Annotated in this window: 18 protein-coding genes; 10 read left to right on the top strand and 8 right to left on the bottom strand. The window is 72.5% G+C overall.

All coding sequences use genetic code 11. The features are described 5' to 3' along the window. Positions 1-7: 7 nt before the first annotated feature. Genes SMD20_RS06090 through SMD20_RS06070 form a run of 5 tightly spaced genes read right to left on the bottom strand, consistent with a single transcriptional unit; the run spans position 8 to position 6,788 of the window. Positions 8-1,264, bottom strand: coding sequence for a NosD domain-containing protein (locus SMD20_RS06090; protein ID WP_329575980.1), 1,257 nt, complete (start codon positions 1,262-1,264; stop codon positions 8-10). A 56-nt stretch (positions 1,265-1,320) separates the two neighbouring features. Continuing rightward, positions 1,321-3,093, bottom strand: a complete 1,773-nt coding sequence (locus tag SMD20_RS06085; RefSeq protein WP_329575978.1) for a glycoside hydrolase family 13 protein — start codon at positions 3,091-3,093, stop codon at positions 1,321-1,323. A 5-nt stretch (positions 3,094-3,098) separates the two neighbouring features. After that, positions 3,099-3,938 carry a sugar ABC transporter permease gene (locus tag SMD20_RS06080; RefSeq protein ID WP_329575976.1) on the bottom strand — a complete coding sequence of 280 codons (840 nt, stop codon included), beginning with the start codon at positions 3,936-3,938 and terminating at the stop codon, positions 3,099-3,101. Then, the gene (locus SMD20_RS06075) at positions 3,935-5,509 is read right to left on the bottom strand and encodes an ABC transporter permease subunit (RefSeq protein ID WP_329575973.1); all 1,575 of its coding nucleotides are present in this window, start codon (positions 5,507-5,509) and stop codon (positions 3,935-3,937) included. The genes SMD20_RS06080 and SMD20_RS06075 overlap by 4 nt, the downstream gene beginning before the upstream one ends. 4 nt (positions 5,510-5,513) lie before the next feature. Continuing rightward, positions 5,514-6,788 (bottom strand): sugar ABC transporter substrate-binding protein, encoded by a 1,275-nt coding sequence (locus SMD20_RS06070; protein WP_329575970.1) that lies wholly within the window; start codon positions 6,786-6,788, stop codon positions 5,514-5,516. Between the two features lie 250 nt (positions 6,789-7,038). Between SMD20_RS06070 and SMD20_RS06065 the strand changes: the two genes are divergently transcribed. The 3 genes from SMD20_RS06065 (at position 7,039) to SMD20_RS06055 (ending at position 10,830) form a co-directional block, all read left to right on the top strand. Continuing rightward, positions 7,039-8,559, top strand: coding sequence for a glycoside hydrolase family 13 protein (locus tag SMD20_RS06065; RefSeq protein ID WP_329575967.1), 1,521 nt, complete (start codon positions 7,039-7,041; stop codon positions 8,557-8,559). 64 nt (positions 8,560-8,623) lie between these two features. Next, on the top strand, positions 8,624-9,979 hold the full coding sequence (locus SMD20_RS06060) for a sensor histidine kinase (protein ID WP_329575965.1): 1,356 nt from the start codon (positions 8,624-8,626) through the stop codon (positions 9,977-9,979). 32 nt (positions 9,980-10,011) lie between these two features. Further along, positions 10,012-10,830 (top strand): SAM-dependent methyltransferase, encoded by an 819-nt coding sequence (locus tag SMD20_RS06055; RefSeq protein ID WP_329575962.1) that lies wholly within the window; start codon positions 10,012-10,014, stop codon positions 10,828-10,830. 109 nt (positions 10,831-10,939) lie between these two features. Here SMD20_RS06055 and SMD20_RS06050 read toward each other — a convergent pair whose 3' ends face one another. After that, complete coding sequence (locus SMD20_RS06050) at positions 10,940-11,539, bottom strand: TetR-like C-terminal domain-containing protein (RefSeq protein WP_329575959.1); 600 nt, start codon at positions 11,537-11,539, stop codon at positions 10,940-10,942. Between the two features lie 83 nt (positions 11,540-11,622). Between SMD20_RS06050 and SMD20_RS06045 the strand changes: the two genes are divergently transcribed. Together SMD20_RS06045 and SMD20_RS06040 are read left to right on the top strand one after the other, a co-directional pair. After that, positions 11,623-12,795 (top strand): DUF418 domain-containing protein, encoded by a 1,173-nt coding sequence (locus tag SMD20_RS06045; protein WP_329575955.1) that lies wholly within the window; start codon positions 11,623-11,625, stop codon positions 12,793-12,795. A gap of 36 nt (positions 12,796-12,831) precedes the next feature. Then, positions 12,832-13,512, top strand: coding sequence for a hypothetical protein (locus SMD20_RS06040; protein ID WP_329575953.1), 681 nt, complete (start codon positions 12,832-12,834; stop codon positions 13,510-13,512). A 66-nt stretch (positions 13,513-13,578) separates the two neighbouring features. Here the strand turns inward: SMD20_RS06040 and SMD20_RS06035 are convergent, their stop codons facing one another. Then, positions 13,579-14,925: a cation:dicarboxylate symporter family transporter gene (locus SMD20_RS06035; protein WP_329575950.1), complete on the bottom strand. Its 1,347-nt coding sequence runs from the start codon at positions 14,923-14,925 to the stop codon at positions 13,579-13,581. Positions 14,926-15,050: 125 nt separating this feature from the next. On the opposite strand from SMD20_RS06035, the gene SMD20_RS06030 reads away from it, so the two are divergent. The 5 genes from SMD20_RS06030 to SMD20_RS06010 all read left to right on the top strand — a co-directional run bounded on the left by SMD20_RS06030 (position 15,051) and on the right by SMD20_RS06010 (position 21,612). Then, positions 15,051-16,556 (top strand): sensor histidine kinase, encoded by a 1,506-nt coding sequence (locus SMD20_RS06030; protein WP_329575947.1) that lies wholly within the window; start codon positions 15,051-15,053, stop codon positions 16,554-16,556. Continuing rightward, the gene (locus SMD20_RS06025) at positions 16,553-17,230 is read left to right on the top strand and encodes a response regulator (protein WP_329575945.1); all 678 of its coding nucleotides are present in this window, start codon (positions 16,553-16,555) and stop codon (positions 17,228-17,230) included. The genes SMD20_RS06030 and SMD20_RS06025 overlap by 4 nt, the downstream gene beginning before the upstream one ends. A gap of 72 nt (positions 17,231-17,302) precedes the next feature. After that, positions 17,303-19,348 carry an N-acetylneuraminate synthase family protein gene (locus tag SMD20_RS06020; protein WP_329575942.1) on the top strand — a complete coding sequence of 682 codons (2,046 nt, stop codon included), beginning with the start codon at positions 17,303-17,305 and terminating at the stop codon, positions 19,346-19,348. 33 nt (positions 19,349-19,381) lie between these two features. Beyond that, positions 19,382-20,353 carry a glycosyltransferase family 2 protein gene (locus SMD20_RS06015; protein WP_329575939.1) on the top strand — a complete coding sequence of 324 codons (972 nt, stop codon included), beginning with the start codon at positions 19,382-19,384 and terminating at the stop codon, positions 20,351-20,353. Then, positions 20,350-21,612 (top strand): polysialyltransferase family glycosyltransferase, encoded by a 1,263-nt coding sequence (locus SMD20_RS06010; protein WP_329575936.1) that lies wholly within the window; start codon positions 20,350-20,352, stop codon positions 21,610-21,612. The genes SMD20_RS06015 and SMD20_RS06010 overlap by 4 nt, the downstream gene beginning before the upstream one ends. 26 nt (positions 21,613-21,638) lie before the next feature. On the opposite strand, the gene SMD20_RS06005 is transcribed toward SMD20_RS06010, so the two are convergent. Beyond that, positions 21,639-22,805: a DUF6716 putative glycosyltransferase gene (locus tag SMD20_RS06005; protein WP_329592450.1), complete on the bottom strand. Its 1,167-nt coding sequence runs from the start codon at positions 22,803-22,805 to the stop codon at positions 21,639-21,641. Between the last annotated feature and the right edge of the window lies 1 nt (position 22,806).

Raw genomic sequence — 22,806 nt, 5'->3', positions numbered from 1 at the left:
GCCCATGCTAGCGGCCGCTCTGGTAGGCGCCCGCGTCCGGCGAGCCGCCCAGCTCGCGGCCCAGGACGTCCTTCTGACGGCCCGCCACGCCGCCGAACCAGGTGGCGGTGAGCGGCAGGGCGCGGCCGATGGCCGGGGAGCCCGGCTTCAGCCGCAGGTCGGTGCGGGAGACGAACTTGGGGTCGGCGACGACGGAGTTGGGCCCGAGCTTGAACTTGGTGCGCCCCCGGTAGACGCTGCCGTCCTCGTCGGCGCCCTTGCCGTCCTCCCAGCCAGCCTCGCCGCCGACGATGATGACGTTGTTGCGGAGCTTGAGTATCCCGGGCGCGCAGCCGTCGTGGCAGGACCAGCCGATGGTCTGCCTGCCGGGCAGGTAGACCGAGTTGTGCACCGCGATGGTGCCCTTGACCGGGCCGACGACGTGGTGGGGGCCGCGGGTGACGAGGAAGGAGGCCTTGCCGCGGGTGGAGGTCACGACGTTGAAGGCGAAGACGTTGCCGGTGGCGGTCCTGCCCTTGCGCGCGCCGAGCTCGGTGAAGGTCTCGTTGTCGCGGGCGATGTTGTGGGTGATGAGGTTGCGGTCGCCGTTGTAGATCTCGACGGCGGCGCCGTCGGTGCCGTAGTCGGCGCTCTTGGCGTAGCTGCCGCTGATGGTGTTGCCGGTGATGACGTTGTCGTCGCCGTTGAGCAGCACGCCGAAGGCGCCGGAGTCGTTGTCGCCGCCCGCGTCGTTGACGCTCATGCGGTTGTTGCCGCTGATCACGCTGTCGCGGACGATGTTGTGCGAGCCGGTGATCTGCACGCCGGCGACGTTGCGGTCGGTCCGTACGCCGGAGAGCTGGTTGCCGCGGCCGGCGAGGCGGAAGCCGGCCCAGCGGCAGCGGGAGGCGCGCAGGTTGCTGACCCGCCAGTGGTCGCCGCTGATGATCACGCAGTCGTCCTCGGAGCCGGTGATCTTGGCGACCGGGCCCTTGCCGTAGGACTTGACGACGATCGGCCGGGCCGCGGTGCCCTTGGCGGTCAGCATCAGCGGGCCCTCGAAGGAACTGCCGCGCTTGAAGGCGACGGTGTCGCCGGGCTTGAGGTCGGCGACGTTGACCGCGTGGAGCGTCCTCCACGCGGTGCGGGCGCTGGTGCCCTCGGCCGAGTCGTCACCCGCTTTGGAGTCGACGTAATAGGTGGTGCCCGCTTGGGCCGAGGCTGCCGTCGCGGGAAGAGCAGCAGGCAGGAGCGAGGCCATGACGGCTACGGACAGCAACCTCATCGGAGCACACCATTATCCAATTGAAACGGCAAGTAACACACGCCACCGTAGCGTGTTCAGTGCGTGACACGCCATACGCTGAGTGACGGCGCGTCGCCGGGGATCTCGTCGCCGTCGGCCGCGTCGTGCACGCCCTCCATCCGGACGCCGACCTGCAGCGGCTCGCCGGGGGCCCGGCGCGCGGCCACCACCAGCGTCTCCTCCTCCGTCTCGCGGGCGAAGACCAGGCAGTCGGCGTCGGCGTGCAGCCAGCGCAGCCCGCCGTGACGCAGCGCGGGCTCGGCGCGGCGCAGGCCGAGCAGCGCCCGATACCCGGCGAGGGTGGCGAGGTCCTGGTCGGCGGGCCGGTTCCAGGGCATCGGGGTGCGCGAGTGCTCGCCGTTGACGCCGGTCAGGCCGAACTCGCTGCCGGCGAAGACCATGGGCGTGCCGGGCAGCGTGGCCTGCAGGCCGAGGGCGAGCAGGTGGCGCTCGCGCGAGCCGGTGACGGTGCGGATGCGCGGCGAGTCGTGGGAGTCGAGGATCTGCCAGGAGTGCACGAGCGAGCGCCACGACATGTGGGCGGCGAAGGTCCTGAAGGTGGCGAGCGTGGCGAGCCCGTCGCGCTCCGGCACGCCGCCCGGCACTCCGAGGAAGTGGTCGAGGTCCAGATCGGGGCCGCGCAGCCAGGTCCAGACCGGGCGGGTGAAGCCGCCGTAGTTCATGGTGCCGTGCCAGCCGTCGCGGTCGAGGTCGCCGCTCGCGTCGTGGTTGTGCTCGGCGATGAAGGCCGCGTCCGGGCCGAGCGCGGCCCGCAGGTACGCCGCGGCGTCGTGCGCGTGGTCGTCGGCGCCGAGCCGCCCGGTCATGTTGGCGACGTCCACGCGCCAGCCGTCGAGCGGGCCGAGCCAGCGGGTCAGGACCTCGCGCATCCCCTCGCGTACGCGCGGGCTGTTCCAGTTGAGCTTGGGCAGCGACTTGAAGCCCCACCAGGACTCGTAGTCGCCGGTGTCGCGGTCGAAGTAGAACATCTCGCGCTCGGGCGCGCCGACGTCGGAGACGGCGGCGGTGAACCACTCGTGGGTGTCGCCGCAGTGGTTGGTGGTGACGTCGCCGAGCAGGCGCATGCCGCGGGCGTGCAGCGCGTCCGCCAGCCGGCGCAGCGCCGCGTCGCCGCCGAGCAGCGGGTCGACCCGGTCGAAGGTGGCGGCGTCGTAGCGGTGGTTGGAGCGGGCCGGGAAGATCGGCGTCAGGTAGACGGTGTCGGCGCCGAGGCTCTCGACGTGGTCGAGCCGCCGTACGACGCCGTCGAGGTCGCCGCCGTAGAACTGCTCGGAGGTGCCGGGCCCCGAGGGGATGACGGGGTCGGCGTCCCAGTCGCGCGGCAGCGCCCAGTCGGGCAGGTCGGGCATCGGGCGGGAGCGCTCGAAGCGGTCGGGGAAGATCTGGTAGACGATCGAGTCCCGCATCCAGCGCGGCGGCGGCGCGTGGCAGACCAGCCGGAAGTCCGTGGCGTCGGTCACGTCGTGCCGGACGAGACCGGCGGCGGTCAGCCACAGCTGGCCCCGCCCGGTGGCCAGCAGGAACCGGTAGGGCGTGACCGGGTTGACGGCGGTGATCTCGGCCCGCCACCAGACGTCCCGGCGGCCGAGGCCGGGAACCCGCCTGGCGGCGGGCGCGGCCTCGGCGTAGCGGGGCTCGCCGTCGTGGACGGCCCGTACGTGCACGCCGGTGACGCCCGCGGCCTGCGGCGCGCGCAGCCAGAGCGTCACCCGCGCGCCGAGCGCGGGCTCCTGGTCGGGGACGTACAGGGCCGAGCCGTCGTGATGCGGCTCCTCGACGTAGCGCAATGCACCTATCCCTTGACTGCGCCGGCGGTCAGGCCGGAGACGATGTACTTCTGCAACCAGAGGAACACACCGACGGTCGGAACGGCGGTCAGCAGTGTGCCCGCGGCGAACATGCCGAAGTTCGCGTTGCGGTGGTCGCCGGCGATCATGCCGTACATGCCGACCGCGAGGGTCTTGCTGCCGGGATCGCGCAGGAACACGTTGGCCATGAGGAACTCGCTCATCGTGCCGATGAAGGCGAGCAGCGCGGTGACCGCGAGGATCGGGGTGACCAGCGGCATGATGACGCGCCAGAAGATCTGCGCGTGCGTGGCGCCGTCCACGGTGGCGGCCTCGTCGAGCTCCTTCGGCACGGTGTCGAGGAAGCCCTTCATCAGCCAGGTGTTCACGCCGAGCGCGCCGCCCAGGTAGAGCAGCAGCAGACCCCACGCGGTGTTGAAGCCGAACGCCGGGTAGAGGTCGGTGACCTCGGTGAAGATCATGAAGATCGTCACGATGGCCAGGAACTGCGGGAACATCTGGATGAGCAGCAGCGCCAGCAGCCCGGCCCGGCGGCCGGCGAAGCGCATGCGGCTGAAGGCGTAGGCGGCGAACATCGACAGCAGCAGGCTCGCGAACGACGAGGCCAGCGCGATGAACACCGAGTTGAAGAACCAGCGCCCGAACGGATAGGTGTCCGAGGTGAGCAGGTTCACGAAGTTGGTCAGGCCGGCGCCGGACGGCAGCAGGTCGGTCGAGGCCAGCGTGCCCAGCGGGTTGATCGCCGCCGACACCACGAACAGGATGGGGAACAGCGCGAACGCGCAGACGACGAGCACGAACACGTGCCTGAGGGCGAGCCTCACGCGTAGACCTCCTCCTGCTTGCGGGTGCGCCGGAAGGCCACCGCCGAGACGAGCGCCACGATCGCGAAGATGAACACCGAGATGGCGGCGGCGAACCCGAACTGCGCCCCGGCCGCGCCGAAGGCCAGCCGGAAGGTGTAGGTGATGAGCAGGTCCGTGGCGCCGACCTGCGGGCTCGCGGCCGGGAACGGCCCGCCCTCGGTGGTGAGCGCGATGGCGTTGAAGTTGTTGAAGTTGAACGCGAACGACGAGATCAGCAGCGGCGTCAGCGCGACCAGCAGCAGCGGCAGCGTCACCCGCCGGAAGGCCCGCCACGGGGTCGCCCCGTCGATGGCCGCCGCCTCGGTCAGCTCGCGCGGGATGGCCTGCAGCGCGCCGGTCGTGACGAGGAACATGTACGGGAAGCCGAGCCACAGGTTGACCAGGATCACCGCGAGCCGGGCGGTGCCGGGCTCGCCGAGCCAGTCCACGTGCACGCCGAGAAGATCGTTGACCAGGCCGAAGTCGCGATTGAACATGTCCCGCCAGACCAGCAGCATGGCGAAGGCCGGCATCGCGTACGGCAGGATCAGCGCGATCCGGTAGAACCGGGTGCCGCGCATGCGCGGGTGGTGCAGCGCCAGCGCGACCGCCATGCCGAGGCCGAACGTGCCGAGCACCGAGGCCAGCGCGAAGACCGCGTTCCAGCCGAGCACGCCCAGGAAGTAGCCGGAGATGGTCGGGTCGGTCAGCGCGCGGGCGAAGTTGGCGAGGCCGACGTTCACCTGCCAGCCCTGCGCCAGGTGCTCGCCCCTGGCGTTGACGAAGTAGCCCTGGTCCTCGTCGGCCGTCCAGGGGCCGCCGTCGCCGCGTACGCAGTCGCAGGTTTCGTCGTACACGAGCGCGGCCCGGCCCTCGACGGCCCTGCTGAGGCCGTTGGCCTTGATCAGGCCGCCGGGAGTGGGCACGGCGAGGGCGGAGACCTCGGCGGCGCGGGCGGCGGCCTCGGGGGCCTTGAGCACGGTCAGGCCGGGCGCGGCGACGACCTTGCCGGTGATGCCGATCTCGGCCCCGGCCAGCGGGGTCAGCCCGTCGGGGGTGCCGAGCGAGACCTGCTTGGTCTTCGGGTCGACCAGCAGGAACACCAGTTCCTCGCCGCGCAGGGCGGGGGTCAGGGCGTACTCGGGAGAGCCGGGGGCCTGGCGCACCGAGCCGGTCTCGATGGCGGTGACCGCCTCGGCCTTGCTGCCCCGGTGCCCGTCGCCGAAGTTGGTGAACGCGGTGGTCGCCGTGTAGACGACGGGGAACACCTGGAAGGCGACGAGGAAGACGGTGCCGGGGACGAGGTACTTCGCCGGGACGAAGCGCCGGGTCAGGTAGAGGAAGGCGATGCCCGCGGCGGCGGCGCACAGCACCCCGAGCGCGACCCATGACTCGGTGGCGACCAGCGGCGGCACGGCGTACAGCAGGATCGCGGCGGTCACGGCGAGCACCGCGATCCGGCTCACCACGAACGCCGTGGTGATCTCCCTGCGGGGCGGGGCGGGCGGCGTCCCCGCCGCCCGCCCGGTCTCGCGCACGTCGAGTGCCACGGCGTCAGTCGTTCTTGAGCGCGCCGTCGACGGCCTTCTGCGCGGCCGCGGCGGCCTCGGCCGCGTCGCCGCCCTTGACCGCCGCGTTCTCGGCGATGCCGAACGGCTCCCAGATGGCGGCCATCTCGGGGATGGCGGGCATCGGCAGGCCGTCCTTGCCGGCGTCCATGAACTTCACGGCGTCCGGGTCCTCGGCCTGGACCTGCTGGAGCGCGGCCGACAGCGCCGGGGGCCGCGGGTCGGCCTTGTAGAGCGCCATGGCGACGTCCACGTTGGTCACGTAGTTGGCGACGAACTCCTGGGCCAGGGCCTTGCTCTTGCCCTTGGAGGCGACGAAGAAGGTCTGGACGCCGACGAACGGGGTGGCGGGCTTGCCGTCCTTGAACGCCGGGACGGGGCTGATGTCGTAGGTGACGCCGGCCTTCTTGACGTCGGCGATCGCCCACGGGCCGGAGACGAGGTAGGCGCACTTGCCGCCGGCGAAGTTGACGATGTAGTTCTCGTTGGTGATCGACGTGCGCAGCGCGCCGTCGCCCTTCTCGCCGAGGTCCTTGAGCTTCTCGAACGCCTTGACCGAGTCGGGCGCGCCGAGCAGCACCGTCTTGGGGTCGGGGTCGCCGGTGGAGGTGGCGCCGAACAGCGCGCCACCGGCCGAGGCGAAGATCGGGTAGACGTGGAAGGCGTCGCCCTTCTGGCCGACCGGCAGGCAGAGCACCTCCTTGACCTTGCCGTCCGCCTTGAGCTTCTTGCCCTGGGCGATGAGGTCCTCGATGCTGGCGGGGGCGTCGGGGGCGAGCTTGGTGTTGCGGATGAGGGCGATGTTCTCCACGGCGTAGGGGGCGCCGTAGATCTGGCCGTTGAAGGTGACGGCCTGCAGGGCCTTGGCGGAGAAGGCGGCCTTCTGCTCCTCGGTCAGCGTGATCGGGTCGATGGCGCCGTTCTGCACGAGGTTGCCGATCCAGTCGTGCGCGCCGATCATGATGTCGGGGCCACTGCCCTGCTGGGAGGCGGTGAGGAAGGTCGTCTGGTTGTCCTTGGAGATCTCTTTCACCTCCACCGTCACGCCGTTCTCCTTGCCGAACGCCTCGGCGAAGGGCTGCAGCGGCTGGACCCGGCTGGGGTCGGCCCAGATGACGAGCGTGCCGCCGCCCGCGGCCGCCGTGGCGGGGGCGGACGCGCCGGACGAGGCGGTGGGGGCGGCCGGCTCTGCGCCGCCGCAGCCCGTGGCGGCGAAGGCGAGGGTCGCGAGGGCGGCCACACCCAGAGCACGCTTGCGCATGAGACCTCCTGAGGTCACGCAGAAGCAGCGGCGCGCTGATGGCGCGTGCCGCCGCGGAGGGAAAGCCCGAACGTTTCCAGGAAGTTAGCGGCTCTTTGCAAGAATTGGAAGGTCTTGCGAAAGAGCGTTACCGAACCCGCACGTCGCTTCTGCAAGTTGCGGAAAGTTACGCTTGACCGAGAACCGGCGATCGGGACATCCTTCACCAGAACATCACAGGACCGCTCGGTCCCCCGGGGGAAGGACGACCATGCTGCTCGGCAACGACGACTGGTGGCGGGACGCCGTCGTGTACCAGGTCTACCCGCGAAGCTTCGCCGACGCGAACGGCGACGGCACCGGCGACCTCCAGGGCGTGCGCGGCCGCCTGGACTACCTCGCCCGCCTCGGCGTTGACGCGATCTGGCTCAGCCCGTTCTACACCTCGCCGCTCGCCGACGGCGGCTACGACGTGGCCGACTACCGCGACGTGGACCCGCGCTTCGGCACCCTCGCCGACTTCGACGCGCTCGTCGCCGAGGCCCACGGCAAGGGCATCAGGGTCATCGTGGACCTGGTGCCGAACCACTCCTCCGACCAGCACCCCTGGTTCCAGGCCGGCCTGCGCGACCGCTACATCTTCCGCGACCAGCCCAACGACTGGGAGTCGATCTTCGGCGGCCCGGCGTGGACGCAGGTCGAGGACGGCCAGTGGTACCTGCACCTGTTCGCGCCCGAGCAGCCCGACCTCAACTGGGACCACCCCGAGGTGCGCGCCGAGTTCCGCGACATCCTGCGCTTCTGGCTGGAGCGCGGCGTGGACGGCTTCCGCGTGGACGTGGCCCACGGCATGATCAAGGCCGCCGGCCTGCCGGACGTCGGGGCGAAGGACGGCCCGCAGGCCGAGATGCTCGGCGACGAGCAGGTGCCCTACTTCGACCAGGACGGCGTGCACGACATCTACCGCGAGTGGCGGCCCATCCTCGACTCCTACCCGGGCGGCCGGATGGCGGTGGCCGAGGCGTGGGTGTCCTCCCCCGAGCGCCTGGCCCGCTACATCGGCCCGGACGAGCTGCACCAGGCGTTCAACTTCGAGTTCATGATGGCCGACTTCCACGCCAAGTCGTTCCGTACGGTCATCGAGAAGTCGCTGGCCGAGGCGGAGCTGGTCGGCGCGCCCACCACCTGGGTGCTGTCCAACCACGACAAGCCGCGCCACGTCACCCGCCACGGAAGCCTGGCCCGCGCCCGTGCGGCCACCCTGCTCATGCTGGCCCTGCCCGGCTCGGCCTACCTCTACAACGGCGAGGAGCTGGGCCTGCCCGAGGTCCTCGACCTGCCGGACGAGCTGCGCCAGGACCCGGCGTTCCTGCGCCGGGGCGAGAGCCGCGACGGCTGCCGGGTGCCGGTCCCATGGACCGCCGAGCCCGGCTGCGGCTGGCGCGACCCGTGGCTGCCGATCCCGCCGGAGTGGACGGAGCTGTCGGCCGAGGCCCAGGAGGACGACCCCGGCTCGACGCTGAACCTCTACCGGGCCGCGCTGAGCCTGCGCCGGCGGCATCCGGCGCTCGGCGGCGGCACGCTGTCCTGGCTGGACTCCCCCGAGGACGTCCTGGCCGTCGAGCGGGACCCCGGCCTGGTCGTGGTGCTCAACACCGGCGAGCGTCCGGTGCCGCCGGGCGTCGCGGGCGAGGTGCTGCTGTCCAGCGGCCCGCTGGCGGCCGACGGGTCGATCCCGCCCGACACCGCGGTCTGGATCCAGCGGTCCGGCTCCGCGACGATTGATAGCTGATGCTTTGGGGGATCTTTCCCCTCTCGCGGCATCTGCGAGTCGTGACGCTCGGTAATGTCGTGGGATGTCGGCGGTGTTCCGGTCGATCTGGGGCAGATCCCTCCGGGGACGGGTGACCCTGATCGCCACGATCGTGGCGGCCCTCGTGCTGGTGCCCGTGGGCGTCGCGGCCGTCGTCCTCGTCCGAACGCTGGTCGAGTCGTCCGTCTTCGCCGACACCCGCGACACCGCCCAGCGGGTGGCGTACGAGATGCGCTCCGGCAGCCTGCCCCAGGGCTCCACCATCCCGCTGCCCAACCCGTCGGTCGACCTCATCCAGGTCATCGGCGCCGACGGGCGGGTGATCGCCACCAGTGACGCCGCCCGCGCCCTGCCGCCGCTCTCCGGCGTGCGCCCCACGCCGCAGGACCCGGAGATCGACGTCTTCAACTGCCTGCCGACCGAGTGCGTGCACCTGTCGGCGATCCGGGTGAACGTCTCCCCCGACTCGCCGGTCGTCCTCGCCGGGCGCAGCACTCCGGACGTGCTGGGCACGCGCACCCTGGAGTTCGCCGTCTTCGCCGAGATCGCGGTGCTGATCGCGCTGGCCGGCTGGGCGACCTGGCTGATCACCGGGCGGGCGCTGCGCCCGGTGGCCGTCATGCGCGAGGAGCTCGACGCGGTGCACACCGGCGACCTCAGCAGCCGCGTCAGCGAGCCGCCGGGCGAGGACGAGGTGGCCCAGCTCGCCCGCTCGATCAACGGCACGCTGACCCGCCTGGAACGTTCCGCCGAGCAGCAGCGCCAGTTCGCCTCCGACGCCTCCCACGAGCTGCGCACGCCGATCGCCGGGCTGCGCGCCCAGTTGGAGAGCGCCCAGCTCTACCCGGACGACACCGACCTACGTTCGCTGGTGAACAGCGCCCTGCGCGACACCGACCGGCTGGAGGCCATCATCACCGACCTGCTCCTGCTGGCCAGGATCGGCTCCCATGTGGACGCGGCCAAGGAGCGGGTGGACCTGGCCGGCCTGGTGCGCCAGGAGCTGGGCCGGCGCAGCGACAAACTGCCGGTCCACGCCGACCTCGCCGCCGGCGTCGAGGTGGACGGCGTGCGGATGCAGCTCGCCCGCGTGCTGACGAACCTGCTGGACAACGCCCAGCGGCACGCCGAGACCCATGTCCAGGTGCGGGTGACCCGCAAGGACGGCATGGCGGTGCTGTCGGTGGAGAACGACGGCCAGGAGATCCCCGAGGCCGAGCGCGAGCGCATCTTCGAGCGCTTCACCCGGCTGGACGCCTCCCGCAGCCGCGACGCCGGCGGGACCGGCCTCGGCCTCGCCATCGCCCGCGACGTGGCGCTCGCGCACGGCGGCCAGATCGCCGCGGAGGACTTCCCGGGTGGTGCCCGGTTCGTCCTAAGACTTCCGGCGGTTACGTGATTTCTACCGTTCCGATAGTGGATCATGGGTTCATGACGGAGCAGGCGCCGCAGGGCGTAGACCCCCACATCCCCAACGCGGCCCGCATGTACGACTACTTCCTGGGCGGCAAGGACAACTTCAAGGCCGACCGCGACCTCGGCGACATGGTGCTCGGCGTCATGCCCGAAGTCCGCGACGGCACCAGGGAGAACCGCGCGTTCATCGGCCGCATGGTCCGATACCTGTGCGAGCAGGGCATCACGCAGTTCCTCGACCTGGGCTCGGGCCTGCCGACGCAGGAGAACGTGCACGAGGTCGCCCACCGGGTCGTCCCCGAGGCCCGCGTGGTCTACGTCGACAACGACCCCGTGGTGGCCACGCACGGCCGGGCGCTGCTGGCCGACCCCAACCGGGTGGCCATGGTGCTGGGCGACGCGCGCCGGCCGGAGGAGATCCTGTCCGACCCCGAGGTGCGCGGCCTGCTCGACTTCTCCCGGCCCGTGGCCGTGCTCATGATGTTCATCCTGCACTTCGTGCCGGACGAGGAGGACCCGCAGGGCTTCGTGGCCGCCTACCGGGAGGCGCTGGCGCCGGGCAGCTACCTCGCCATCTCGCACATGGGCAACGACGTGGCGACCGAGCGGGCCGACCGCATCGCCGGGTTCTACCGGCAGTCGGGGATGCCGTTCACGCCGCGGCCGGGCAAGGAGATCGAGGCCTTCTTCGGCGACTTCGAGCTGATCCCGCCGGGTCTCGCCAACGGGCTCGGACCGGCCGTGTGGCCGTTCGCCGACCCCGCGCATCCGACGATCGTGGACGAGGAGACGGCCCGCATGGGCTACGCGGGCATCGCCCGCAAGCCGCGCTGAGAACTTCCTCCCTGAGCCTGCGACCGGCTCGCGGCTGACGGCCGGCTCGCGGCTGACGGCCGGGAGCCGGTCGTAGGCGGAAGGCCCGGCGCTCCAGGCCCGGCGCGCTCTAGGCCCGGGGGCCGAACCCGATGGCGGGCAGGATGGCCTGGTCGACGATCGCCTCGAGCGTCTCGTCCGTGGGCGGGCCGCCCCTGTCGAGCAGGTGCTTGGTCACCAGCGCCTCGCCGATGTCGGCGACGACCGGCGTGATCAGCTCGGCGCTGAAGTGGCCCCGGTCGGCGTAGTGCCGCAGCACCGTGAGCGTGAACCTGCCGCCACGGCCGGCGAAGACCCGCTCGGACAGCGCCTCCGACATCAGCGCCGCGCTCTGCGGGTCGGTGAGGATGGCGGCCACCGCCCGGCCCGCCCGGCTGAACGCCCACTCCGTCATGAGACGCAGCGCCCGGATCAGGTCGCCGCGCAGATCGTCCGCCCCCGGGGTCGGCTCCTCCACCGGATGCTGATGGTAGAGCGCGTCGAGGAGCACCTCGACGGGGCTGGACCAGCGGCGATACAGCGTCGTACGCGGCGTCGCGGCCCGCCGCCCGATGCCGTCCATGGTCAGCCGCGCGACGCCGACCTCCAGCACCTCCTCCAGCACGGAGTCGTGGATCGCCTTGATCAGCTCCTCACCACGCCGGCGCGTCCGCCCGCTGTGGTCGCCCATCGTCGCCCCCTTGTTTAGCTACACGGGTGTAGCCTACCTTCATCATTAGATACAGTCGTGTAGCTAATTCTGAGGGGACACCCATGTCCATCGCTCCACCGGCGCCCGTTCAGGGAGCCACTCCCGTCACGCACCGGGCCCTCGCGCCCGACCTGGCCCGCGGGCTGATGCTGCTGCTGATCGCGCTGGCCCACGCGCACATGTACCTGGGCGGCCACCCGGTGGGCTTCCGCGGCTACGCCCTCGACGGCGGCACGCTGGACCGCCTGGCCGCCGGAGTCCAGATCCTGCTGGTGGACGGGCGCGCCCTGCCCATGTTCGCCGCGCTGTTCGGCTACGGCCTGGTCCAGCTCGCCGACCGGCAGCTCGCCGCCGGCCGGAGCCCGTCCCAGGTGCGCTCGGTGCTGCGCCGCCGGAGCCTGTGGCTGCTGGCCTTCGGGTTCTGTCACGCGCTGCTGTTGTTCTTCGGGGACATCCTGGGGGCGTACGGGCTGGTCGGGCTCGTCCTCGCCGGCTTCGTCCTGCGCGAGGACCGCACCGTGCTGCGCGCCGCGCTCGCCGGGCTCGTCGCACACGTCGTGGTCCTGGCCGCCTTCGGCCTGCTCACGATCTCCGGGCCCAAGGGCGACACCCCGGCCGCCATGGCCGACCCGATCGAGGCCACGATGATGCGGCTGATCGGCTGGTCCGGGATGACGCCCACCTACTTCGCGGTCGGCGTGGTCCCGGCCTTCCTGTTCGGCGTCTGGGCCGCCAGGCGCCGCCTGCTGGAGGACCCGCTGAGGCACCGGGACCTGCTCGTCCGGGTCGCGGCCCTGGGCACCGGGCTGGCGGTCGCCGGAGGGGCGCCCCTGACGCTGATCGACACGCAGGTGTGGGCGACGTCCGACCTGGTGGCGGTGTCGGCGTACGTGCTGCACAGCCTGACCGGCATCGCGGGCGGGCTCGCGTACGCGGCCGTCATCGGCATGGTCGCGTCCCGCATGCGGCACGGCCGCCCCGGCCCGGTCGTCAGGGCGTTGTCCGCCTGCGGTCAGTGGTCGCTGACCTGTTATCTCCTGCAGTCGGTGATCTTCGTGGCGGTGTTCGCGCCGTACTTCGGCGGTCTCAGCACCCGTGTCGGCGATGCCGCCGCGTCCGGCGTCGCCGTGCTGACCTGGCTCGCCACCGTGGTCCTCGCCGCCCTCCTGTCCGCGGGCGGCCGGAGGGGTCCGGCGGAGGCGCTGCTCCGGCGGCTCACTTACGGCCGCCGCTGACGCGCTCGGGCCTCTTCCTTCTCGTAGGTTCTCGTCATGGCATCCGCGACCTTCCGACGTTCCTGGGCCGCATACGCCGGCGCGGCGGTCGTCCTGGTGGCGGCAGTGGTCGTGTTCGCCGTGCACACGCAGACGAACGAGACCGTCACCGCGGCCGCCGGCAGTTCCGAGCACGACGGCCGCACGGCCGGGGACGTCACCCCCTCGCCGGCCGAGCCGTCAGAAGAACCCTGCGCAGCCGCCGAGGGTGAACACGAAGTGTGCGCGAACGGGAAGCCGCGGCGACACGAGCGGGAGGACTTCATGGCGGACTGTGTCGCCGCCGACGCCGTCGGGCTCTGGCCGAACACGTGCGCCGAGGCGGCGGAGCCGGTGGCGGAGAAGTTCTCGACCTGCCGATCCGCCCGGAAGACGCTGCTACGGTGCGAGAACGCGGCCGTGTACGAAGCCTGCGTTTATCGCGGAGGCGGAGCGATCTGCGGAGATTCCAAGCCGGTCTATCAGGCGTGCCGCACGCGTGGCGCCGCGGACATCGCGCGGAGGTTCTGCATCGAGGGCACCATCGAATACCAGAAATGCCGGCATGCTTTCGGGGTCACGGTGAGCGGCGACGTCTGCGTGCCGGCCACGGCCGCCTACGAGAACTGCCGGGCGCGTTCGTCGATCCGTGCCTGCCAGGACGTACGGGATGAGTACGCGCACACGCATTACCGCTGACCGCGCTCGTGCGATTCGCCGGCGGGCCCGGGCCCCGTGGCCCGGGCCCGCCGGGCGGGTCGCCGGTCAGGTGCGGGCCATCTCCCGCTCCCCCGCGTCGGGTTCCGGCCGCTCCCCGGTGGCCTCGTTCTCGTCCTCGTCGATGAGGGTGGCCTCGTCGAACGGGGCCTGCCCGGACAGCACCTCGCCGGCGCGCTCCCGGTCGAAGTCGCCGGTCCAGGTGCCGACGAGGACCGTCGCCACGGCGTTGCCCGCGAAGTTGGTGAGCGCCCGCGCCTCGGACATGAAGCGGTCGATGCCGACGATGAGGCCGACGCCGTCCACCAGCTCGGGCCGGTGCGCCTGCAGGCCGCCGGCCAGGGTGGCGAGCCCCGCGCCCGTCACGCCCGCCGCGCCCTTGGACGCGATCATCATGAACAGCAGCAGCGCCACCTGCTCGCCGAGCTCCAGCGGCGAGCCGGTGGCGGTGGCGATGAACAGCGTGGCCATGGTGAGGTAGATGGCGGTGCCGTCGAGGTTGAAGGAGTAGCCGGTCGGGACCGTGATGCCCGCGACGGTCCGGCTGACGCCGAGGTGCTCCATCTTGGCGATGAGCCGCGGCAGCGCGGTCTCGGAGGAGGATGTCGAGAGGATCAGCAGGAACTCGCGGCCGAGGTAACGCAGCAGCGACCACAGGTTGATCCGGGCGACCAGCCACAGCAGCGGGCCGAGCACCAGGCCGACGAAGAGCACGCAGGTGGTGTAGAAGGCGATCATGATGATCGCGAGGCTCTTGAGCGCCTCGATGCCGGTGGCGCCCACGACGGCCGCGATCGCGCCGAACGCGCCGACGGGCGCGGCCCACATGACCATGGCGAGGATGCGGAAGACGAGCCGCTGCAGGTGCTCCACGCCGCGCAGGATCGGCTTGCCCTTCTCCCGCATCGCCTGGAGGGCGAAGCCGGTCAGCAGCGCCACCAGCAGCGCCTGCAGCACCGACCCCGAGGTCAGGGACGACAGCAGCGTGTCGGGGATGATGCCGAGTAGGAAGTCGACGGTGCCGCTCTCGCCGCCCTTGGCCGCCTCCGCCTCGGCCGCCTGCCGGGCGGTGTCGGTGAGCCGCAGCCCTTCGCCCGGGTGGATGATATTGCCCACGACCAGGCCGATGAGCAGGGCCACCGTGGACATCGCGATGAAGTAGCCTAGGGCGAGACCGCCGACCTTGCCGACCTTGGCGGCCTGGCTCACCGAGCCGACGCCGAGCACGATGGTGCAGAAGATGATCGGCCCGATCAGCATCTTGATGAGGGCGACGAACCCGGTGCCGAGGGGTTTCAGCGCCTGACCGGCCTCCGGCCAGACGAACCCGACCAGGATCCCGAGCAGGACCGCCGCGATGACGGCCAGGTACAGATAGCGTGTGCGATCGCGCATGGGGGGTTGTCTCCAGCCACTGCGGACGGACGTTTCCAGTGGTGCGACTATGCGCGGCCTACGTGACCCAGGTCACCATTAAGTAAGTTACGTTCACGACCAATGCCGGAAAAGGTGCCTTAACCATGCGTCGCTGGAGCCTGGCGGGCCAGATGCTGGTCCTGCAACTGCTCGTGGTCGCGGTCACCGCGACGGGCTGCGCCGTGCTCGCCCTGGTGCAGGCGCACCGGCTGCTCACCGACGACGCCGGGCACCGGGCCACGGCCGTGGCGGTCAGCGTGGCCGCCGCACCCGAGGTCGCGGACGCCCTGGGCGACCCCGATCCGAGCGCGCGGCTGCAGCCGTTCGCCGAGCGGGTGCGGCTGGGCACGGGCGTCGACTTCATCACCATCATGCGGCCGGACGGCACCCGTCTCAGCCATCCCCACCGCTCCGAGATCGGCCGGCGCTTCCTCGGCAACACCGGCCCGGCGCTGCGCGGCGAGACGTTCACCGAGACCTACACCGGCACGCTCGGCCCCTCCGAGCGTGCCGTCACCCCCGTCCTGTCGGACGGCCGGGTGGTGGCCCTGGTCAGCGCGGGGATCAAGGTGGACAGGATCAGCGCCATGCTGCGCGGCCAGCTCGGCTGGGGCGGCTTCATCGTGGCGCTCGCGCTCGGGCTGGGCGTGGCCGGCACCTGGCTGGTGACCGCCCGGCTGCGCCGCCAGACGCACGGGCTCGGCCCGGTGGAGCTGGGCCGCATCCACGAGCACCACGACGCGGTCCTGCACGCCGTCCGCGAGGGCCTGCTGCTGGTCGGCGGCGACGGCAGGCTGACGCTGTGCAACGACGCCGCCCGGCTGCTGCTCGGCCTCCCCGCCGGCGCCGAGGGCCGGCACGTGGACGAACTGGGCCTCGCCGAGCTGACGGCCGCCGGCGAGGAGCGGGTCCACCTGGTCGGCGAGCGCGTCCTCGCGGTCAACAGCGCCGCGAGCCGGCTCGGCCGGGTGGTGACCGTACGCGACACGACCGAGTTGCAGGCGCTGACCGGCCAGCTCGACGCCGAGCGCGGGTTCGCCGAGTCGCTGCGCTCGGCCGCGCACGAGGCCGCCAACCGGCTGCACACGGTGATCACGCTGGTCGAGCTGGGCCGTACCGAGGAGGCCGTCGCGCTCGGCACCGCCGAGCTGCGCGCGGCGCAGGAGCTGACCGACCGGGTGATGGGCGCGGTCCACGAGCCGGTGCTCGCGGCGCTGCTGCTCGGCAAGAGCGCCGAGGCCGCCGAGCGCGGCGTCGAGCTGGTGATCACGAACGAGGGCGGCGAGGACGAGCCGCTGGACGACTGGGGCCTGGACCCGCGCGCGCTGGTCACCATCGCCGGCAACCTCATCGACAACGCCATCGACGCCGGCACCCGCGTCGAGGTGCGGCTCGGCTCCGACGGCGGCCGGGCCGTCATCCAAGTCTCCGACGACGGCCCCGGGCTCGCCGGCCCGGCCGCCTTCGCCAGGGGCTGGACCACCAAGGGCGACGGCCGCGGCCTCGGCCTGGCGCTGGTCGGGCAGGCGGTGCGGCGGCTCGGCGGGGAGATCGAGGTGCACGGCTCCGCGTTCACCGTCCGGCTGCCGATCCCGGAGCGCGTCCGATGACCCGCGCCGCGATCTCCGTTCTGGTCGTCGAGGACGAGGAGATCACCGCCGAGGCCAACCGCGTCTACGTCGAGCGGGTGCCCGGCTTCACGGTGGCCGGGGTGGCCCGCTCCGGCGGCGAGGCGCTGCGTTTCCTGCGCCGCCGGCCGGTGGACCTCGTCCTGCTCGACCTGTACCTGCCGGACCTGCACGGGCTGGAGGTGGTGCGGGCCATCCGGGCGGGCGGCCTGATGTGCGACGTCATCGCCGTCACCTCGGCCCGCGACCTCACGATGGTGCGCTCGGCGGTGTCGCTCGGCGTCTCGCAGTACCTGCTCAAGCCGTTCACGTACGCCACGCTGCTGGAGAAGCTCAACCGTTACGCCCGGTTCAAGGACGAGGCCGGGGTCGCGGCCGGCCAGGGGGACGTGGACCGCGTGCTCGGCGCCCTGCGCGGCAGCTCCGACCTGCCCAAGGGGCTGTCCAGGGACACCCTGGACGCGGTCGCGGCCGAGCTGCGCGGGCGGCCGGGCGGCATGGCCGCGCAGGCGGTGGCCGACGCCATCGGGGTGTCCCGCGTGACCGCCCGCCGCTACCTGGAACACCTGGTGGAGCTGGGCACGGCGGTCCGCATGCCGCAGTACGGCGGAGTGGGGCGGCCAGAGTTGCTCTACCGGATCCCCATAAAGCGTTAATGACGGTGACGCCGGGCGTTCAACCCGGACCTCTAGCTTCTGGTTGCCATCAGAAGCTTTGAGGAGAAACCGTTGCGAGTCTTGGCCGTAGTTCCCGCCCGCGGAGGTTCGGCGGGCGTTCCCCTGAAGAACCTCGCCCTGGTCGGGGGCGTGCCGCTGGTCACCCGGGCCGTCCGGGCCTGCCTGGCCGCCGAGCTCGTGGACCAGGTCGTGGTCAGCACCGACCACGACGGCATCGCCGCGACCGCCCGCGAGGCGGGCGCGCTGATCGTCGAGCGCCCCGCCGACCTCAGCGGCGCGACCGCCTCCAGCGAGTCGGCGGTGCTGCACGCGCTCGACGCGCTCGGCGCGGACCCCGAGGTCGTCGTGCTCGTCCAGTGCACGAGCGCGTTCATCGACCCGGAGGACCTGTCGGCCGCCGTGCGGAAGGTCCTCGACGGCGAGGCCGACTCGGTGGTCTCCGGCCTGCCGACGCACGAGTTCCTCTGGACCGCCGCCGGCGCGGGCGTCAACCACGACCCCGCCGTCCGGCCGCGCCGGCAGGACCGCGAGCCCCAGTTCCGCGAGAACGGCGCGTTCTACGTCATGCGCGCCTCCGGCTTCCGCGAGCACGGCCACCGCTTCTTCGGCCGCACCGCGGTCCAGCCGGTCCCGCCGCAGCACGCGATCGAGGTGGACGAGCCGGGCGACCTGGAGCTGGTCCGGGCGCTGGCGCCGTTCATCGACCGGCCGGAGCCGATCGACGTGGACGCCGTCATCACCGACTTCGACGGCGTGCACACCGACGACCGCGCCTACGTCGACTCCGACGGCCGCGAGATGGTGCTGGTCAGCCGCTCCGACGGGATGGGCGTGTCGCTGCTGCGCCGCTCCGGCGTCAAGGTGCTGATCATGTCCACCGAGCACAACCCGGTGGTCGCCGCGCGCGCCCGCAAGCTCGGCGTGCCCGTGCTGCAGGGCCTGGCCGACAAGCGCACGGTGCTGCGCGACTGGCTGCACATCGAGGGCCTGGACCCCGCCCGGGTGGCCTACGTCGGCAACGACGTCAACGACCTGGGCCCGATGGCCGAGGTCGGCTGGCCGGTCGCCACCCCCGACGCCCATCCGCGGGTGCGCGCCGCCGCCCGCGTCGTGCTCACCCGTAACGGCGGCTCGGGCGCGGTGCGCGAGCTGTGCGACCGCGTGGTGGCCGCCCGGCCCGAGCCCCAGGCCCAGCCGGCCGCCGCGGTCCGGACCCGCCCCCGCTTCGGCCCGGTCGCGATCGGCGACACGCTGGTGGGCGACGGGGAGCCCGTCTATGTCATCGGCGAGATCGGCATCAACCACAACGGCGACCTCGACATCGCCCGCCGGCTCATCGACGTGGCCGCCGACGCCGGCTGCCAGGCGGTCAAGTTCCAGAAGCGCACCCCCGCGATCTGCGTGCCCGAGGAGCAGAAGGGGCAGATCCGGCAGACGCCGTGGGGCGAGATGACGTACCTGGAGTACAAGGAGCGCACCGAGTTCGGCCGCGACGAGTACGCCGAGATCGCCAAGCACTGCGCCGATCGCGGCCTGCACTGGTTCGCCTCGCCGTGGGACGTGCCGTCCGTCGAGTTCCTGGAGGAGATGGACGTCCTGGTGCACAAGGTGGCCTCGGCCGGCGTGGCCGACCACCAGCTCCTGCGCGCCCTCGCCGCCACCGGCAAGCCGGTCATCCTGTCCACGGGCATGTCCACGCTGTCGGAGATCGACGCGGCGGTGGAGATCCTCGGCACCGACCGGCTGATCATGATGCACGCGACCTCGACGTACCCGCTGCCGCCGGAGGAGGCGAACCTGCGCACGATCACCACGCTGAAGGAGCGCTACGGCGTGCCGGTCGGCTACTCCGGCCACGAGCGCGGGCTGCAGATCTCGCTGGCGGCCGTGACGCTCGGCGCGGTGTGCGTGGAGCGGCACATCACGCTCGACCGCACCATGTGGGGCTCCGACCACGCGGCCTCGCTGGAGCCCGCCGGGCTGGAGCACCTGGTACGCGACATCCGGATCATCGAGCAGGCCATGGGCGACGGCGTCAAGCGCGTCTTCCCCGGCGAGGAGGCCCCCAAGGCCCGCCTGCGCCGGGTCACCGCCTGATCCCCTGACCCTCGTCCCTGGAGAGACCCCCCGTTGATCACTCTCTCGGTCGTCGTGCCGATCCGCGACGGTGAGCGCTACATCTCCGACGCGCTCACCGCGCTGGCCCGCAACGCCCGGCGCGACTTCGAGTTCATCGTCGTCGACGACGGCTCCGTGGACGCCACCCCGGACATCGTCGAGGACTTCCGCGGCGAGCTGCCCGGCCTGGCCGTGATCCGCCATGACGTACCGGCCGGGCTGGCCGACGCGCGCAACGCGGGCCTCGCCGCCGCGTCCGGCCGGTACGTGACGTACCTGGACGGCGACGACTGGCTCGCCCCCGGCTACCTGGCCCGGCTGGTCGAGGCCGCCGACGGGCTCGGCTGCGACTTCGTCCGCGTCGACCACGTCCAGGTCGAGGGCCGCAAACGGGTCGTGCACCGCGCCCCCATGGCGCGGAGGGGCGCGGTGCTCGACCCCCGCGAGGCGATCCTGCCGGCGGACACGCGCACGATGGTGGACTACCCCTACGCCTGGGCCGGGATCTACCGGCGCTCGCTGGGCGACCTGCTGCGTTTCCCCGGCTCGCTGCACACGGCCGAGGACCGGCCGTGGATCTGGCGGCTGCACCGGGAGGCGGCCACGTTCGCCGTGGTGTCGCTGGCCGGGGTGTTCTACCGCCGCCAGGTCACCGGCTCGCTCACCCAGATCGGCGACGAGCGGCAACTGCACTTCTTCGACGCTTTCGACCTGGTGCTCAAGGACGTGGAGCCGGAGTTCCTGCCGAAGGCCGTACGGACCTTCTGCGCCCTGTTCGCCCACCATCTGGAGCTCGGCGAGCGGTTCGCACCGCCGCTGCGCGCCCGCTTCGAGGAGCGGGGCGTGCTGATGGTGTCCTCGCTGCCGCGCGAGCTGGTGGCCGAGGCCGTGACGCGGATGCCCGCCGAGCGGGCGGCGCTGCTGCGCGCCCTGCTGCCCGGACTGCCCCCCGACCCGTACGCCAGAATCCGGAGCGCCCCGTGAAGGTCTTCTACGCCTCGACCCTGTTCGGGGCGATGACGCTGGCCGCCGCGATCGACGACGGCCGCTTCGGCGACGGCCGGCGGCTGCTGATCGTGTCGAACAACGCGGCCGTCCCCGAGGTGGCGACGCCGCTGGAGGAGACGCCCGGCTTCGCGGCGCTGCGCGGGCGCTTCGACGAGGTGCGCTCGTGGAACGAGCTGATCGCGCCGCTGCATCCGTCCGACTGGCGGGCGCGGGTGATCGAGGTGCCGATGACGGAGCGCCTGATCCGCTCCCACTGGGGCCTGGACGACGTCGAGGAGCTGGTGCTGGAGTCGATCGCGGTGCCGCCAGCCCGGACGATCGGCGGGCTGGTGCGCGACTGCCCGATCACCGTCTACGCCGACGGGCTCATGAGCTACGGCCCCACCCGCGACCCGCTCCCCGCCGAGATCCACCGCCGCGTCACCCGCCTGCTCCACCTGGACCTGGTGCCGGGGCTGACGCCGCTGCTGCTCAGCGAGTACGGCGTGCCGGCCGAGACGCTGCCGGGCGAGCGTTTCCTCGCCGTCGTCGCGGAGGTGGCCGAGGTATCAGGGGCCGCGGCCCCCGCCCTGCCACCCGGAGGGGCGGTCGTCCTCGGCCAGTACCTGTCGGCGCTCGAGTTACTGAGCGCCGAGGAGGAGGCCGCACTGCACGAGGGGATGCTCGCGGCGCTGGCCGCGCGCGGCCACGACCATGTGGTGTTCAAGCCGCACCCGGCGGCCGGCCGGCGGCACGCCCGGCTCCTCCGTGACGCGGCCGGGCGGCTCGGGGTGCGGCTGTCGGTGCCCGGGGAGAACGTCCCCGCCGAGGTGTGCTTCGCGGCGCTGCGGCCCGAGCTGGTCGTGGGCTGCTTCTCGACCGGGCTGATGACCGCGCGGCGCTACTTCGGGCTGCCGGTCGCCTCGTACGGGACGGAGCTGGTGCTGGAGCGCCTCGCGCCCTACGAGAACAGCAACCGGGTCCCGCTCACCGTCGTGGACGCGCTGCTGCCCAGGCTGACGGCGGACGGCGGCGTCGAGGAGCCGCCGCCGGTGGACCTCGCCGGGCTGGTGCGCGCGGTCGGCTACTGCATGCAGGCCGAGGCGTATCCGGGGCTGCGGCCGGCGCGGATCGACTTCGACGCCCGCTACTTCAAGCGCAGGCGGCTGGAGGTGCTGGGCCTCCTGGATCGGCGGGCGTCGTCCCGTCCGACGGCGCTGGACCGGCTGCGGCGCCGCCTCCGGCCACTCGGCTGACCGCCGGGGCACCGCCCACCCGCCGCTCAGCCGAGGGCCGCCAGGTAGCGGCGGACCTGGCGCCTCGCCTTGTACCCCGCCCGCAGCATCGACGGGTGCACCTCCACCCGCAGCCGGGCCCGCCGGCGTGCCGCCGCGTGCTCGGGGCCGTCCAGCAGGGACGTCGCGGGCCGGCGCGGCCCGGCGGACACCAGGCCGGCCAGCAGCGCGGCCCAGTCGTCCCGTTCGCCGGGATGGAAGTAGTTGGCCGCGCACCAGGCGGGCGAGGCCGCGCGGAAGCCGCCTGCGGCCAGGTCCTCGAGCGTGCCGAGCAGGCCGCTGCCCTCGAACACCACGTTGATCATCTCGGCGCTGACGCCGAAGTCGGTCAGCACCAGCGACGGCACGCCCAGCGCGATCGCCTCCAGCGCCGCCGTCGAGCTGACGGTGACGAACCCGGCCGCGTTCGCGAGCTGCTCGTGCATCGGCCCGGCGGCGAAGCGCAGCCGCCCCGGCTCGCCCATCTCGCGCCAGAGCCGCTGGTAGTGGTGGCGTTCGCGGTGCGTCTGCCGTTCGTCCTCCAGGGCCCGCAGCTTGACCACGACGTCCAGGTCCGGCCGGCGCCGAGCCAGCTCGGCGAGAGCGACCAGGATCCGCTCGCGCTGCTCGCGCCCGCGCGGCACCTTGGCCTGGGTGGCGAAGACCACCCGGTCGCCGCCCGCCCGGGCCGCGCCCGCGCGCAGGAACGGCAGCCGGGCCAGCCCGACCGCCCCTCCCCCGCCGAGCCGCCCGGCGATCTCGCCGAACTCGGCCACCTCCCGCTCGCTGTGCACCACGAACAGGTCGCAGCCGCTGCGGTAGATCCACGCCTTCTCCGTCGCCGGCACCGAGATGCCCGGCAGCCCGCTGACGAACACCGGCCGGGGCCGCAGCCCGTCCAGCACGCCGGACACGAGCACGTCCACCACCGGTCCCGTACAGGCCACGAGGATCACGTCGGGCCGGGTGCGCTCGGCCAGCCGGCGCACCGACCGGGCCGACAGCACCGGCGGCGCGGGCCGGCCGCGCCCGCTCACCGCGGCGGCGATCTGCTCGGGCGAGGGCGCGATCGGCGTACGGACCACCACCAGGTCCGGGGAAGAGCCCCCGGGCAGGTCGTCGAGCAGGCAGGCCGCCCACTTCAGGTACGAGTCGGAGTCGGCCACCGCCAACACG

The sequence above is a fragment of the Nonomuraea sp. LP-02 genome (assembly GCF_036289125.1).
Lineage (GTDB): Bacteria > Actinomycetota > Actinomycetes > Streptosporangiales > Streptosporangiaceae > Nonomuraea > Nonomuraea bangladeshensis.
This window is presented reverse-complemented; position numbering and strand designations above follow the sequence as displayed.

What these genes read in the sequence shown, in the direction of transcription:
- SMD20_RS06050 (WP_329575959.1), bottom strand. Translation starts at nt 11,539, where the DNA reads ATGGGCGACCACAGCGGGCGGACGCGCCGGCGTGGTGAGGAGCTGATC.
- SMD20_RS06055 (WP_329575962.1), top strand. Translation starts at nt 10,012, where the DNA reads ATGACGGAGCAGGCGCCGCAGGGCGTAGACCCCCACATCCCCAACGCG.
- SMD20_RS06035 (WP_329575950.1), bottom strand. Translation starts at nt 14,925, where the DNA reads ATGCGCGATCGCACACGCTATCTGTACCTGGCCGTCATCGCGGCGGTC.
- SMD20_RS06065 (WP_329575967.1), top strand. Translation starts at nt 7,039, where the DNA reads ATGCTGCTCGGCAACGACGACTGGTGGCGGGACGCCGTCGTGTACCAG.
- SMD20_RS06030 (WP_329575947.1), top strand. Translation starts at nt 15,051, where the DNA reads ATGCGTCGCTGGAGCCTGGCGGGCCAGATGCTGGTCCTGCAACTGCTC.
- SMD20_RS06040 (WP_329575953.1), top strand. Translation starts at nt 12,832, where the DNA reads ATGGCATCCGCGACCTTCCGACGTTCCTGGGCCGCATACGCCGGCGCG.
- SMD20_RS06045 (WP_329575955.1), top strand. Translation starts at nt 11,623, where the DNA reads ATGTCCATCGCTCCACCGGCGCCCGTTCAGGGAGCCACTCCCGTCACG.
- SMD20_RS06070 (WP_329575970.1), bottom strand. Translation starts at nt 6,788, where the DNA reads ATGCGCAAGCGTGCTCTGGGTGTGGCCGCCCTCGCGACCCTCGCCTTC.
- SMD20_RS06025 (WP_329575945.1), top strand. Translation starts at nt 16,553, where the DNA reads ATGACCCGCGCCGCGATCTCCGTTCTGGTCGTCGAGGACGAGGAGATC.
- SMD20_RS06090 (WP_329575980.1), bottom strand. Translation starts at nt 1,264, where the DNA reads ATGAGGTTGCTGTCCGTAGCCGTCATGGCCTCGCTCCTGCCTGCTGCT.
- SMD20_RS06060 (WP_329575965.1), top strand. Translation starts at nt 8,624, where the DNA reads ATGTCGGCGGTGTTCCGGTCGATCTGGGGCAGATCCCTCCGGGGACGG.